Annotated in this window: 10 protein-coding genes; all 10 read right to left on the bottom strand. The window is 67.6% G+C overall.

The window, feature by feature from the left end:
* Nucleotides 1-55: 55 nt before the first annotated feature.
* The 10 genes from typA to JE033_RS10285 all read right to left on the bottom strand — a co-directional run bounded on the left by typA (nt 56) and on the right by JE033_RS10285 (nt 14,479).
* Entirely contained in the window at nt 56-1,960 is a 1,905-nt protein-coding gene (gene typA / locus JE033_RS10330; protein WP_090150771.1) for a translational GTPase TypA, read from the bottom strand.
* A 208-nt stretch (nt 1,961-2,168) separates the two neighbouring features.
* Nucleotides 2,169-3,866, bottom strand: coding sequence for an ABC transporter ATP-binding protein (locus tag JE033_RS10325; protein WP_090150774.1), 1,698 nt, complete (start codon nt 3,864-3,866; stop codon nt 2,169-2,171).
* Nucleotides 3,863-4,849: an ABC transporter permease gene (locus tag JE033_RS10320; protein ID WP_090150777.1), complete on the bottom strand. Its 987-nt coding sequence runs from the start codon at nt 4,847-4,849 to the stop codon at nt 3,863-3,865. The genes JE033_RS10325 and JE033_RS10320 overlap by 4 nt, the downstream gene beginning before the upstream one ends.
* Nucleotides 4,850-4,851: 2 nt before the next feature.
* Nucleotides 4,852-5,919 (bottom strand): ABC transporter permease, encoded by a 1,068-nt coding sequence (locus tag JE033_RS10315; protein ID WP_200331407.1) that lies wholly within the window; start codon nt 5,917-5,919, stop codon nt 4,852-4,854.
* A 73-nt stretch (nt 5,920-5,992) separates the two neighbouring features.
* Nucleotides 5,993-7,594, bottom strand: coding sequence for an ABC transporter substrate-binding protein (locus JE033_RS10310; RefSeq protein ID WP_200331406.1), 1,602 nt, complete (start codon nt 7,592-7,594; stop codon nt 5,993-5,995).
* Between the two features lie 181 nt (nt 7,595-7,775).
* The gene (locus JE033_RS10305) at nt 7,776-9,008 is read right to left on the bottom strand and encodes an amidohydrolase family protein (protein ID WP_200331405.1); all 1,233 of its coding nucleotides are present in this window, start codon (nt 9,006-9,008) and stop codon (nt 7,776-7,778) included.
* Between the two features lie 4 nt (nt 9,009-9,012).
* Entirely contained in the window at nt 9,013-10,710 is a 1,698-nt protein-coding gene (hutU, locus tag JE033_RS10300) for a urocanate hydratase (RefSeq protein ID WP_200331403.1), read from the bottom strand.
* A 139-nt stretch (nt 10,711-10,849) separates the two neighbouring features.
* A complete protein-coding gene (locus JE033_RS10295) occupies nt 10,850-12,565 on the bottom strand; it encodes an ABC transporter ATP-binding protein (protein ID WP_090150786.1) in 1,716 nt (571 codons plus the stop codon).
* An 11-nt stretch (nt 12,566-12,576) separates the two neighbouring features.
* Entirely contained in the window at nt 12,577-13,560 is a 984-nt protein-coding gene (locus JE033_RS10290; protein ID WP_200331401.1) for an ABC transporter permease, read from the bottom strand.
* Nucleotides 13,553-14,479, bottom strand: a complete 927-nt coding sequence (locus tag JE033_RS10285) for an ABC transporter permease (protein ID WP_090150790.1) — start codon at nt 14,477-14,479, stop codon at nt 13,553-13,555. Before JE033_RS10285 ends, JE033_RS10290 begins: the two co-directional genes overlap by 8 nt.
* Nucleotides 14,480-14,655 lie beyond the last annotated feature (176 nt).

The following is a 14,655-nucleotide window of genomic DNA, read 5'->3' as shown; positions in this document are numbered from 1 at the left end:
CGAGGGCCCCGGCCCGCGCACCTGCGCGAGTCGGGGCCCTCCGGGCGAACCCGTGCTACTTCTGGTTCTTGAGACGCGATGCCGAGCGGGCACGCAGGGTCGCTGCGAGTTCGACCTTGCGAATGCGCACGTTCTCGGGCGTCACCTCGACGCACTCGTCCTCGCGGGCGAACTCCAGGCACTCCTCCAGCGTGAGCTTTCGGGGCGGCGTCATCGATTCGAAGGTGTCCGCAGCAGCCGAACGCATGTTCGTCAGCTTCTTCTCCTTGGTGATGTTCACGTCCATGTCTTCGGAGCGCGAGTTCTCGCCGATGACCATGCCCTCGTAGACCTCTTCGGTGGGCTGCACGAAGAAGCTCATGCGCTCCTGGAGGTTGATGATCGCGAACGGCGTCACGACACCCGAGCGGTCGGAGACGATCGACCCGTTGTTGCGGGTCGTGATGGTTCCGGCCCATTCGCCGTAGCCGTGCGAGATCGCGTTCGCGATGCCGGTGCCGCGAGTGATGGTCATGAACTCCGAGCGGAAGCCGATGAGACCGCGGGCGGGAACGATGAACTCCATGCGCACCCAGCCGGTGCCGTTGTTCACCATGTTCTCCATGCGCCCCTTGCGCGCTGCGAGCAGCTGCGTGATCGCACCGAGGTGCTCTTCAGGGGTGTCGATGGTGAGGTGCTCGTAGGGCTCGTGCTTCTTGCCGTCGATCTCCTTGGTGACCACCTGGGGCTTGCCGACGGTCAGCTCGAAGCCTTCGCGGCGCATGTTCTCGACGAGGATCGCGAGTGCGAGCTCTCCACGACCCTGCACCTCCCACGCGTCGGGACGACCGACGTCGAGCACGCGCAGCGACACGTTGCCGATGAGCTCGCGATCGAGGCGGTCCTTGATCATGCGCGCGGTGAGCTTGTGGCCCTTCACCTTGCCGACGAGCGGCGACGTGTTCGCGCCGATGGTCATCGAGATCGCGGGCTCGTCGACTGTGATGACGGGCAGGGGGCGCACGTCTTCGGCGTCGGCGATCGTCTCGCCGATGGTGATCTCGGGAATGCCGGCCATAGCGACAATGTCGCCGGGGCCAGCCTTCTCAGCCGGGAAACGGGTCAGCGCCTTCGTGAGCATGAGCTCGGTGACGCGCACGTTCTGCACATTGCCGTCGTGGCGCACCCAGGCGACGGTCTCGCCCTTCTTGATCCAGCCGTGGTGCACGCGCAGCAGCGCGATGCGGCCGAGGAAGGGCGACGAGTCGAGGTTCGTGACGTGCGCCTGCAGCGGGAACGTGTCGTCGAACTGGGGCGCCGGCACGCGCTCCAGGATCGTCTGGAAGAGGGGCTCGAGATCCGGGTTGTTCGGCAGTTCGCCGTCGCCGGGACGCTCGTGCGAGGCGGCACCGGCGCGACCCGAGAGGTACACGGTCGGCACGTCGAGCACGGCGTCGACGTCGATGTCCGGGTGATCCTCCGAGAGGTCGGATGCGAGACCGAGCAGGAGGTCCTGCGCCTCGCCCTCGACCTCTTCGATGCGCGCGTCGGGGCGGTCGGTCTTGTTCACCGCGAGGATCACGGGGAGCTTCGACTCGAGCGCCTTGCGCAGCACGAAGCGCGTCTGGGGCAGCGGGCCCTCGGAGGCGTCGACGAGGAGTACGACGCCGTCGACCATCGAGAGCGCGCGCTCCACCTCGCCGCCGAAGTCGGCGTGGCCGGGCGTATCGACGACGTTGATGATGATGGGCCCGCCGGTGGCGTGCTCGCCCTCGTAGGTGATGGCCGTGTTCTTGGCCAGAATGGTGATGCCCTTCTCGCGCTCGAGGTCGTTCGAGTCCATGACCCGATCGTCGACCTCGGTGTGCGCGTCGAAGGAGTTGGTCTGACGCAGCATGGCGTCGACGAGGGTGGTCTTGCCATGGTCGACGTGTGCGACGATGGCGACGTTGCGGAGGTCATCGCGAGTGGCGAGAGCCATAAGTAGTAGAGTCCTAACGAGACGAGTGAGCGTCGGCGCGGCGGGATGCCGGCCACGGAGCGGGATCGCCCCGCGGTGGCGCCGAAAGACGCCGACGCACTATTCTAGCGGGTCTCTTCGTGAACGACCCGCGAATACTGAGTCGAGGCCGGGTGTACGTGCGTGCTGCACGGCCCGGCCTCGACGATTGTTTGCCCTGCTGCTGGCGTTACGCACGCACCTTGCGGGCACGTGCGGCCTCGCGCCGGCGACGCTGCTCCGCCGGATCGGGCACCGGGATCGCGGCGAGGAGCTCCTGCGTGTACTGATTCTGCGGGCGGCTCAGCACCTGGGCCGTCGTTCCCTGCTCCATGATCCGCCCCTGCTGCAGCACGATGATGCGATCGGAGACCGCGTCGATGACGGCGAGATCGTGGCTGATGAAGAGCGACGCGAACCCGAGCTCCGCCTGCAACTGCACGAACAGTTCGAGCACCGTCGCCTGCACGGAGACGTCGAGGGCGCTGGTGGGCTCGTCGGCGATGAGCAGCTTCGGATCGAGCGCGAGCGCCCGGGCGAGCGAGGCCCGCTGGCGCTGCCCGCCCGACAGCTCGTGCGGGAAGCGATCGCCGAAGCTCGCGGGCAGGCGCACCGCGTCGAGCAGCTCGTCGACGCGACCCCGCGCGGCGGATTGGCTCGACGCCCGGCCGTGCACGATCAACGGCTCGGCGATGCACTCGGCGATCGAGAGCAGCGGATTGAAACTCGTCGCCGGATCCTGGAACACGAATCCGATGTCGGGCCGCAGCGGCGCGAGCGATCGCTGCTGCACATCGCGCATCTCGTGGCCGAGCACTCGCAGCGACCCGTCGACGACCTTCGTCAGGCCGACGACGGCGCGGCCGATCGTGGTCTTGCCCGATCCCGACTCGCCGACGAGCCCCACCACTTCGCCGGGTGCGACGGAGAAGTCGACGCCGTGCACCGCGACCACGGCGCCCCGCCCGAAGCGGGAGGGGTACCCGATCTGGGCGTTCTCGGCGACGATGAGGTGCCCGGTGGTGTCGCGTTCGGAGGACTCGGCGACGACGTCGCCCGCCTCGCGCGCCTGGGTGAGCGATTTGCCGTGGCCGACGTGCGGCACGGCCGCAAGCAGGTCGCGGGTGTACTGCTCCTGCGGAGCGCTGAAGAGCTCGGCGACCGGCGCTTCCTCGATGATCTCGCCGCGGTACATCACGATGACGCGATCGGCGAGGTCGGCGACGACGCCCATGTTGTGTGTGATGAGCACGATCGTCGCACCGAATTCATCGCGGCAGATGCGCAGCAGTTCGAGGATCTCGGCCTGCACCGTGACATCGAGCGCGGTAGTGGGCTCGTCGGCGACGATGAGGCCGGCGTTGAGCACGAGCGCCATGGCGATCACGATGCGCTGCTTCTGCCCGCCGGAGAACTGGTGCGGGTACTCATCGACCCGACGCTCGGGATCGGGGATCCCGACGCGGCGGAGAATGTCGATGGCCTGCGCCCGCGCCGCCTTCTTGCCGATGCGGCCGTGGGCGCGCAACCCTTCGGCGATCTGCCACCCGACGGTGTACACCGGATTCAGCGCCGTCGAGGGCTCCTGGAACACCATTGCCGCGGCGTTCCCGCGCATATCGCGCATCGCGGCGTGGGAGGCGTGGACGACGTCGGTCTCGTCACCGGCGCGAGACCGCACGATCACCGCGCCCGACATCGTCGCGGTCTCCGGGAGCAGCCCGAGCAGCGCATTCGCGGTCACGGTCTTGCCAGACCCCGATTCGCCGACGATCGCCAGCACTTCGCCGGCGCTGGCCGAGAGGCTGATGCCCTTGACCGCGTCGACCGGTTCCCCGTCGGTCGCGAACCGCACCCGGAGGTCGGTGATCTCGGCGATGCGATTCATGATGCTCCCTTTGCCCGGCGGCGCTGACGCAGTCGCGGGTCTGACAGATCGTTGAGGCTCTCACCGACGAGCGTGATGCCGAGCACCACGAGCACGATGGCGACGCCGGGGAAGACGCTCGTCCACCAGATGCCGCTCGTGACATCCGCGACCGAGCGGTTCAGGTCGTACCCCCACTCCGCTGCCGAGGTGGCTTCGATGCCGAAGCCGAGGAAGCCGAGCCCGGCGAGCGTCAGCAGCGCCTCGGAGGCGTTGAGCGTGACGACGACGGGCAGCGACCGCACCGAGTTGCGCAGCACGTGCCGCACGAGAATGCGGCGGGTCGGCACGCCGATCACGCGTGCGGCCTCGACGAAGGGTTCGGAGCGCACGCGCACCACTTCAGCGCGGATGACGCGGAAGTACTGCGGCACGAACACGACCGTGATGGAGAGCGCCGTGGCGAGGATGCCGCCGAACAGCGTCGACTGGCCGCGGCTGATCACGATCGACATGACGATGGCGAGGAGCAGCGACGGGAATGCGTAGATGGCATCGCAGAGCACGACGAGGATGCGGTCGAGCCAGCCGCCGAAGTACCCCGAGACGAGACCCAGCGCGATGCCGAGGAAGATCGAGCACAGGATCGCGGCGGCGATGACGAACAGCGCGGTCTGGGCGCCCCAGATCACGCGCGACAGCACGTCGAATCCCGAGACCGTGGTGCCGAGCAGGTTCGTCGCATTCGGAGCCTGCTGGGTGCCGAACGCGACGCCGTCGACCGACTGCTGCGCCCACCCGTACGGCGCGATCAGGGGGGCGAGGAGGGCCAGCAGCACGAACAGCGCCGTGAGCGCGAGCCCGGTGACGAGCATGCCGCGCTGCAGTCCGACGCTCTGCCGCAGTTGGGTGAGCACCGGCAGACGGTCGCGCACTCGTCGGCCCTGCGGGACGGCGACGGCGAGCGTCGCAGTCGACGGCGTGGGGAGATCTTGCATACTCATGTTCAGTACCTCACCCTCGGGTCGACGGCGGCCGCGACGAGGTCGACGACGAAGTTCGTGACGGCGACGATGACCGCGATCATCACGACGATGCCCTGCACCGCCACGAAATCGCGCGCTTTGAGGTACTCGGCGAGCATGAACCCGAGCCCCTTCCATTCGAATGTCGTCTCGGTCAGCACGGCTCCCGCGAGCAGCAGTGCGACTTGCATGCCCATGACCGTGATGATCGGAATCAGTGCGGGCCGGAAGGCGTGCTTGGTGAGGAGCCGGTACTCGCTCACGCCGCGAGAACGACCGCTCGTGACGAACTGCTGCCCGAAGGTGCCGATGACGTTCGTGCGGATGAGCCTCAGGAACACCCCGGCGGTGAGCAGGCCCAGGGCGACCGAGGGGAGCACGGCGTGCCAGAGCACGTCGCCGACCAGTTGCATGTCGCCGAGTCGGAGCGCATCGAGCAGGTAGATGCCGGTCGGCGCATCCACGCCGCCCATGACGAGCTCGGTGCGCGTGCCGGCGCGGCCCGCGACCGGGAGCCAGCCGAGCCAGACGGAGAACACGAGCTTGAGGAGCAGCCCGACGAAGAAGATCGGCGTCGCGTACGCGAGGATCGCCATGATGCGGAGCACCGCGTCCTGCCAGCGGTCGCGCCGGTAGGCGGCGATGAGCCCGAGCGGAATGCTGATGACGAACGCGACGATCAGCGCGTAGAAGACGAGTTCGAGCGTGGCGGAGCCGTACTGGAACAGGATCTCGATGACGGGGCGGTTGTCCGTGATCGACGTGCCGAAATCTCCGCGGAAGATGCCGCCGAGGTAGTCGAAGTACTGCACGATGAGCGGTCGGTCGAATCCCGCCTCGTGCACTCGCTCGGCGAGCTGGTCGGGAGGGAGCCGCCCGCCGAGGGCTGCCGTGATGGGGTCGCCGGTGAGGCGCATGAGGAAGAAGACGACGGTGACGAGGATGAACACGGTCGGGATGATGAGCAGGAGGCGGATCAGGACGTAGCGTCCGAGCCCACCTCCGGTCGGGGCGCGTCGCGCCGCGACGACAGGTGCGGGAGCAGTCATGTGAGAGCCTGTTCGCGTCGGTCCATGGCAGCGGGCCCCGACCCGAGGGTGGAGCCCGCTGCCACGGCGTGCGCTACTTGGAGATCGGCGCGTACCGGAACTTGAACGATGCGTCGAGCGTGGTGCCCTCGACGTCCGTGCCCGTGTAGGCGACCTGCTTGCCCTGCAGGAGCGGCAGCGTCGACAGATCGTTCGCGACGAGTTCCTGGATCTTGCCGATCTCGTCCATCCGCTTCCCCTCGTCGGTCTGCGTCTGCTGCTCGACGATCAGGTCGTTCACCTCGGGGTTGTCGTAGTGGTTGCCGAGGAAGTTCTCCTTCAGGAAGAACGGCGAGAGGTAGTTGTCAGCATCCGAGTAGTCGGGGAACCAGCCGAGCTGGTAGGCCGGGTACACGTCGGCGGTGCGATCCTTGGAGTACTGCACCCACTCCGTCTGCTGCAGGTCGACCTCGAAGAGTCCGTCCTGCTCCAGCTGCGTCTTCACCATGGCGTACTCGTCGCCGGAGGACGGGCCGTAGTGATCCCCGTTGTACTGCAGGCTGAGTTGCACCGGGGTCTCGACGCCCGCATCTTCGAGGCGCTGCTTGGCCTTCGCGGCGTCGGGTGCGCCGGCGCCGTCGCCGTACATCTCCTTCAGCGGCTCGGTCGCGCCCGGAAGGCCGTCCGGCACGAACGAGTAGAGCGGGCTGTACGTGTCTTTGTAGACCTCTTTCGCGATCGCCGCTCGGTCGACGAGGTCGGCCGCGGCCTGGCGCACGGCCATCGCCTTCGCCGGGTCCGCGTCGGGCGCGGTCGCACCGTAGGGCTGCGTGTTGAAGTTGAACACGATGTAGCGGGTCTCGCCGCCGGGGCCCTCGACGAGCTTCACGTCGTCGTTCTTGGCCAGTTCGTCGTTGTCGGTGGCCGACAGCGAGCGGAAGGCGACGTCGATCGCCCCGCCCGCGATGTCGAGCTTCAGATTCGAAGCATCGGCGTAGTACTTGACGTTCACGCCGCTGTTCGCCGGTTCGCCGAGGTTGCCCTGGTAGCCGTCGAACGGGGCGTACGCGATGAGCTCGTTCAGCTTATACGAGGTGATCTCGTACTGGCCGGCGAAGGCTTTGCCCGACACGATCTCGTCGTCGCCGGTGAGCGCATCGGCGGCGAAGACGTCTTCATCGACGATCGGTGCGGCGGGGCTCGAGAGGATCAGCGGCCAGACCTGGTCGTCGCCGTTCTTGAGCGTGAACACGACCGTGGTGTCGTCGGGAGCCTCGACGCTTTCCAGGTTGCCCAGCAGCGACGCGGGGCCGTTCGGGTCGTTGATCGCCACCTGACGGTCGAAGGAGAACTTCACATCGCTCGACGTGAGGTCGTTGCCGTTGGCGAATGTCAGCCCCTTCTTGAGCTTCACGGTGTACTCGGTGGGCGAGGTGAACTCGGCCGACTCCGCGATGTCCGGCGTGACCTCAGCGGTGCCGTACTCGCTGTTGAGCAGGAACGGATACACCTGGTTCATGACCGCGAACGATCCGTTGTCGTACGATCCGGCCGGATCGAGCGACGTGACTTTGTCGGTCGTGCCGATCATGATGGCGTCACCGCCCTCGTCGCCGCCATCGCCCGAACCGCTGGTGCTACTCGTGGCGCACCCGGTGAACAGCAGTGCGGCGCCCATCAGAGCGGCCGCAGACATCATCGTCTTCTTCAATCTTTTTCCCTCTCACTACCCGGGAAACGCGCATCACTACGGTGTCGATGCGCCCGGTGTTTGAACATTCGCAGCCTAGCGAAAATGGGACGTCGATTGATACTGACCGGCAACATCTGTCAGGCAGGTCCTTCTGGACCCCTCAAGACTCTGCCTTGATGCCGATTCACACAATGCGTCGCCCGGCCCGCCACACACCCTGCACCAGCGGCATCCCCGGCCGGTAGGCGAGATGGGTGACGGACGGCGCGTCGAGCAGCTGCAGGTCGGCCCGCGCACCGGGCGCGACCACGCCGACCGCGCCCTGCTCCGCACCTTTGGGATCCCGCCAGCCGTCTCGGTCCATGCCGAGCGCGATGGCTCCGCCCAGCGTGGCGGCGCGCACCGCCTCCTGCACGGTCACCCCCATCTGCAGCACCGCCGTCGCGACGCAGAACGCCATGGAGCTGGTGTACGAGGTGCCGGGGTTCGCGTTCGAGGCGATCGCGAGCACCGCCCCCGCGTCGAGCAGCGCTCTCGCAGGCGCCAGCGGCATCCGCGTGGAGAGGTCGCACGCGGGGAGCACCGTCGCAACCGTGCCGCGGCGTCCCGATCCCCCACTCCACTCGGCCCAGGAATCGACCAGCGCGGAGACATCCTCCTCGCTGAGGAACCCGAGGTGATCGACGCTGAGCGATCCAGCGCCGACGGCGAGCCGCACCCCCGGTCCGTGCCCGAGCTGATTGCCGTGCACGCGGGTTGCGAGACCTGCGCGCCCGGCGGCCGCGAGCACCCGCTCCGTCGCCAGCTCGTCGAATGCGCCGCGCTCGCAGAAGACGTCAACGGCGCTGACGTGGGGCGCGACGGCGTCGAGCATCGGCCCGGTGACGAGATCCAGGTACCCCTCGGGGTCGGCGCCGGCGGGCACCACGTGCGCGCCGAGGAAGGTCACGGCATCCACGTGCCTGCCCGCGACGACGGCCGCGCGCTGCTCGTCGCGCACGGTGAGACCGTACCCCGTCTTCGTCTCGATCGTCGTGGTGCCGCCGCGCCGCGCCTCGGCCACCAGTCGCTCGAGGTTCGCCTCGAGCGCGGCATCCGTCGCGGCGCGCGTCGCCTCGACCGTGACGTTGATGCCACCGGCGGCGTAGGCCTCGCCCGCCATCCGAGCCTCGAACTCGGCGGTGCGGTCGCCGGCGAAGACGAGATGGGTGTGCGAGTCGACCCACCCCGGCAACACCGCGCGCCCAGCGGCATCGACGCGCTCGTCGGCCGCGGGGGCGTCGGCTGCCGCGCCGACCCACGCGATGCGATCCCGCTCGATCAGCACGGCGGCATCGTGCAGGCGACCGCCCCCGGCATCGTCGTTCGTGGTGAGTTCGCCGATGTTGTCGATGAGCAGGCTCGCCGATCGCGTCATCGCGTCACCAGGCCTGGTCGGTGTTGCGGATCACGGGGGCCACCGGGATGCGCACGCCGCGCTCGCCCGCCACGTCGACCGCCCGCTGGTAGCCGGCATCGACGTGGCGGATCACCCCCATGCCCGGGTCGTTCGTCAGCAATCGCTGCAGCTTCTCCGCCGCGAGCGGCGTGCCGTCGGCGACCGAGACCTGGCCGGAATGCTGCGAACGACCGATGCCGACGCCGCCGCCGTGGTGCAGCGAGACCCACGTGGCCCCCGACGAAGCGGCGGTCAGGGCATTGAGCAACGGCCAGTCGGAGATGGCGTCGGAGCCATCCGCCATCGACTCGGTCTCGCGGTAGGGCGAGGCGACCGAACCGGAGTCGAGGTGATCTCGTCCGATCACGATCGGAGCAGACAGCCTGCCCTCGGCCACGAGCTCGTTGAAGCGCACGGCCGCCTTCGCGCGGTCGCCGTAGCCGAGCCAGCAGATGCGCGCGGGCAGTCCCTCGAACTCCACGCGATCCTGAGCCGCGCGAATCCACCGGTGCAGGTGCTCGTTCTCCGGGAAGAGCTCGAGGATCGCCTCGTCCGTCACGCGGATGTCTTCGGGGTCTCCCGAGAGCGCCGCCCAGCGGAACGGGCCGAGGCCCTCGCAGAACAGCGGACGGATGTAGGCCGGCACGAACCCGGGAAACTCGAATGCTCGGTCGTACCCGCCGGTGCGCGCCTCGTCACGGATGGAATTGCCGTAGTCGAAGACCTCGGCGCCCGCGTCCTGGAATTCGACCATCGCCCGCACCTGAGCCGCCATGGCGGCCTGCGCATCGCGGGTGAACTGCTCGGGATCCACCTCGGCCCGCTGCAGCCGCTCCCCCACCTCGTAGCCGATCGGCAGGTAGCTCAGCGGATCGTGCGCGCTCGTCTGATCGGTGACCACATCGATGGTGATCTCGCCGGCGCGGTGCCGGCGCAGGATCTCGGGGAACACTTCGGCCGCGTTCCCGACGAGTCCGACGGACCACCCGCGCTGCTCCTCCTTCGCCTGCTGGACCTTCGCGAGCGCCTCGTCGACGCTGGTCACGACCTCGTCGAGGTAGCGCTTGCTGACGCGGCGTTCGAGTCGACTCTGGTCGACGTCGACGATGAGGCACGCGCCCTCGTTGAGGGTGACGGCGAGGGGCTGCGCTCCGCCCATTCCCCCGCAGCCGCCGGTCAGGGTGATGGTCCCGGCGAGCGTGCCGCCGAAGCGCTTGCGCGCGACCGCGGCGAATGTCTCGAACGTACCCTGCAGAATGCCCTGCGTGCCGATGTAGATCCAGGAGCCGGCGGTCATCTGGCCGTACATCATGAGGCCCTCGGCTTCGAGCTTGCGGAATTCGGGCCAGTTCGCCCAGTCCCCCACGAGGTTCGAGTTCGCGATGAGGACGCGGGGCGCCCAGACGTTCGTGCGGAAGACGCCGACCGGCTTGCCCGACTGCACGAGCAGGGTCTCGTCCTCCTCCAGGTCGCGCAGGGTATCGACGATGGCGTCGAACGCCTCCCAGCTCCGCGCCGCTCGGCCGGTGCCGCCGTACACGACGAGGTCGTCGGGGCGCTCGGCCACCTCTGGATCGAGATTGTTCATGAGCATGCGCAGCGGTGCCTCCGTCTGCCAGCTCTTCGCAGAGAGCTCGCTGCCTCGTGGGGAACGGACGGGGCGTGCGCCGGGAAGTGCCATCATTGGACCTTTCGCTGAAGTGCTGGATCGCGGGCCTCATCCCGCTTCCCCTATCCCAGCGGTTCGCCCGCCTCGCGACAACGCAGCAACGCCCGCGCCTGTCCGGAGTGCCAGACAGGCGCGGGCGTTGCTGAACGCGCTACCTCTGCTGCCCGAGCTCGATGTGGGCGCCCGGAATCGCGGCGAGCAGGTTCTTCGTGTATTCCTCCTGCGGATTCTCGAACACCTCATCAGTGGTCGCCTGCTCCACGATGCGGCCCTGCTGCATCACGCAGACACGATCCGCGATGAGGCGCACGACGGCGAGGTCGTGGGTGATGAACAGATACGTGAGTCCCAGTTCGCGCTGCAGCTGCGCGAGCAGGTCGAGGATCTGCGCCTGCACCAGCACGTCGAGCGCCGACACCGCCTCGTCGAGCACGAGGATGTCGGGCTTGAGTGCGAGCCCGCGCGCGACGGCGACGCGCTGCCGCTGCCCTCCCGAGAGCTCGTTCGGGTAGCGCGTCGCCAGTTCCCGCGGCAGGGCGACCTGATCGAGCAACTCGTAGACGCGCGCCTTCCGGCTCGCGGCATCACCCACGTCGTGGATCTTGAGGGGCTCCATGATGGTGCTCGCGATGTTGTTGAGCGGGTCGAGGGATCCGTACGGGTCCTGGAATACCGGCTGCAGCGTGCGGCGGAGGTCGAAGAGCCCCCGCCCCGACAGATCCGCGGTCTCCTGACCGCCGATCCGTATCGAGCCCGACGACGGCTTCTCGAGCTGCAGCACCATCTTCGCGATGGTGGATTTGCCGGAGCCGGATTCCCCGACCAGGGCCAGGGTCTCACCGCGGTTGACCGAGAACGATGCGCCGGCGACCGCGTGGAACTCCTCCGATCCGAAATTGCCCTTCCGGATCTTGTAGATCTTGCCCAGATCCGAGACCTCGATCATCGGCTCGCCGTGCTTCACGGTCGGCTTCGGCTCGTCGGCGAGTGCCGAGAGGTCGAACGTCTGCGTGGGCGCGGTGGGGAGCTCGGCGTCCGCACCGATGCGACGGGATGCCAGGCTCGGCGCCGCGGATACGAGCCGCTTGGTGTAGGGGTGCTGCGGGCGTTCGAGGATCTCTCGGCTCGGCCCCGACTCCACGATGTTGCCCTTGTACATCACGATGAGCTTCTCGGCGCGCTCAGCAGCGAGCCCGAGATCGTGGGTGATGAAGACGACGGCCGTGCCCAGCTGCTGCGTGAGCCCCTGCAGATGATCGAGGACGACGCGCTGCACGGTCACGTCGAGCGCTGAGGTCGGCTCGTCGGCGATCAGCAGCTGCGGACTGGCGGCGAGGCCGATGCCGATGAGCGCTCGCTGCTTCATCCCGCCGGAGAACTGGTGCGGGAACTGCTTCATGCGCTGGGCGGCGTTCTGCAATCCGGCCTGTTCGAGCACCTGGATCGCGCGCTCGCGCACCTCCTTCTTGCCGGTCGCGAGTCCGTTCGCGCGGACCGCTTCCTCGACCTGGAACCCGACCGACCACACCGGGTTGAGGTTCGACATCGGGTCCTGCGGAACGAGACCGATCTCGCGGCCGCGGATGCGCTCCATCTCGCGGCGCCCGAGCCCGACGAGTTCTCGGCCACCCCACTGCACGGACCCCGCGGTGACCCGCCCGGTGCCGGGCAGCAGGTTGATCACGGCGTGCATGGTCGTCGACTTGCCGGAGCCCGACTCGCCGACGATGGCGACCGTCTCGCCCGGATAGACGTCGAAGTCGATCCCGTGCAGCACCTCGTTCACCTGCCGGTCGACCGTGAACCCGACCTTCAAGTCGCGCACGCTCAGGAGCGGCTGCATGAATTCCTGCGTTGCTTCAGTCATGTGTGCTTCGTTCATCGTCGTGCTCTCGCCTTCGGGTCAAGCGCATCCCGAACCGATTCGCCGAGGAGGATGAATCCGAGAACGGTGATGGTGAGTGCCAGGGACGGGTAGATCAGCGGCATGGGATCCGTTCGCAGTGAGAGCTGAGCCGCGCTGATGTCGTTGCCCCAACTGATGAACTGACCGGCCGGAAGCCCGACGCCCAGGAAGGACAGCGTCGCCTCGGCGACGATGGCGGACGCGAGCGAGAGCGTCGTGACGACGATCGCCGGGGCGATCGCGTTCGGCAGCACGTGCCGCACGAGCGTCGCGAACCTCGACAGTCCGAGGGATTCCGAAGCCATGACGAAATCGGCGTTCTTCACGCGAAGAATCTCGCTTCGGACGATTCGCGCGGTGATCGGCCAGGAGAACCCGCCGATCGCGAGCGCGATGACGAGCGGATTGCGGTGGTCCGACAGCACGCTCATGACGACGACCGCGGCCAGGATGTACGGGATCGAGAAGAAGATGTCGCCGAGTCGCGACAGCACGGTGTCCAGCATGCCCCCGAAGAATCCGGCGAGCGCCCCCATGACGGTGCCGACCACGAACGTGATCGTGATGACGAGCAGGCCGACGGACACCGAGGTCGACGTGCCGTGAATGATGCGCGAGTAGACGTCGCACCCCTGCTTGTTGTACCCGAGCGGGTGCCCGGCGGAGGGGCCGGCGTTCGAGAACGTCAGCGCGCACGCGCGCGGATCCGCCTGGCTGAACAGGCCGGGGAAGAGCGAGATCAGGGCCACGACCAAGATGATCACCGCGGAGATCCAGAACATCGGACGCCGGCGCATGTCGCGCCAGGCGTCGAGCCACAGCGTCGACTTCTTCTCCGAGATGCGGACCGCGTCTACGGCGACGACCGGAGTCTCGTCGATCGGCGCGACGAAATGGGTGATGGGCGGCCGCACACGGCCGGCCGATTCGTGAGAGGAGCGGGGTGCATCAGGCATAGCGGATCCTCGGATCGAGTACGGCGTACAGCAGGTCGACGGCGAGGTTGACGCCGAGGTAGATCAGCACCATCACGGTGACGAACGACACCACGGTCGTGTTCTCGCCCTTGAGGATGGCGTTGAAGAGCACGTTGCCGACGCCGGGAACGTTGAAGATGCCCTCGGTGACCGTGGCGCCCACCATCAACGTCCCGAAATCGGTCGCCGTATTGGTGATCGTCGGGATCAGCGAGTTGCGGAGCACGTGCACCGGGATGACGCGCCCGCGGCTGAGCCCCTTGGCGTACGCCGTGCGCACGAAGTCCTGATTCAGCGTGTCGATGACGGATGCCCGGGTGAGACGCATGCTGGTCGCGTAGAGCGAGGCGCCCAAGACGATCGCCGGCAGCAGCAGATCCTGCAGTGGTGCGCCAGCGCCGACGGTCGGATTGAACCACCCGAGCTTGAGCCCGAGGCCGTACTGCGCGATGAAGGCGACCACGAAGATCGGGACGCTCAGGAACAGCAGCCCGATGATGAGGTTGATGTTGTCGAAGAACCGCCCCTTGCGCAGACCGGAGAAGAGCCCGATCACGATCGCGAGCACCAGCGAGATCGCGATGGCCATCAGCGCGAGCTTGATGGTCACGGGGAACGTGCGGGCCAGGATCTCGGAGACCGGCTCGCCCGAGAAGCTGATGCCGAAGTCGCCGACGAAGAGTCCCTGCAGGTACAGCAGATATTGGATGAAGAACGGCTTGTCGAGGTTGTACTGCTCGCGGAGCCGCTCCAGCACGGCGTCGCTCGGCACCTTGTCGCCGAACATCGCGGCGACCGGGTCGCCCGGCATGGCGAACACCATGAAGTAGATGAGGAATGTGGTGCCCAGAAGGACTGGGATCACCTGGAGAACTCGGAAGAGGATGTATCTCAGCATGCGCCGCTCCCCCGTTCACTGGTCGTAGACATCGTGCGTTTTCTCTCGCAATCGTGGCGCGAAACGTCGTCGGGACGCCAGTGTCCCTGCCGCGTCGGAAATGGTATCGCTCGAGCGGTGATGCCGCCCGAACGAGGTTCAGGCCCCGAACCGGTGTTCGGGGCCTGAAGGAACTC

Origin of the sequence: Leucobacter sp. L43 (assembly GCF_016597785.1) — a bacterium.
Lineage (GTDB): Bacteria > Actinomycetota > Actinomycetes > Actinomycetales > Microbacteriaceae > Leucobacter > Leucobacter alluvii.
This window is presented reverse-complemented; position numbering and strand designations above follow the sequence as displayed.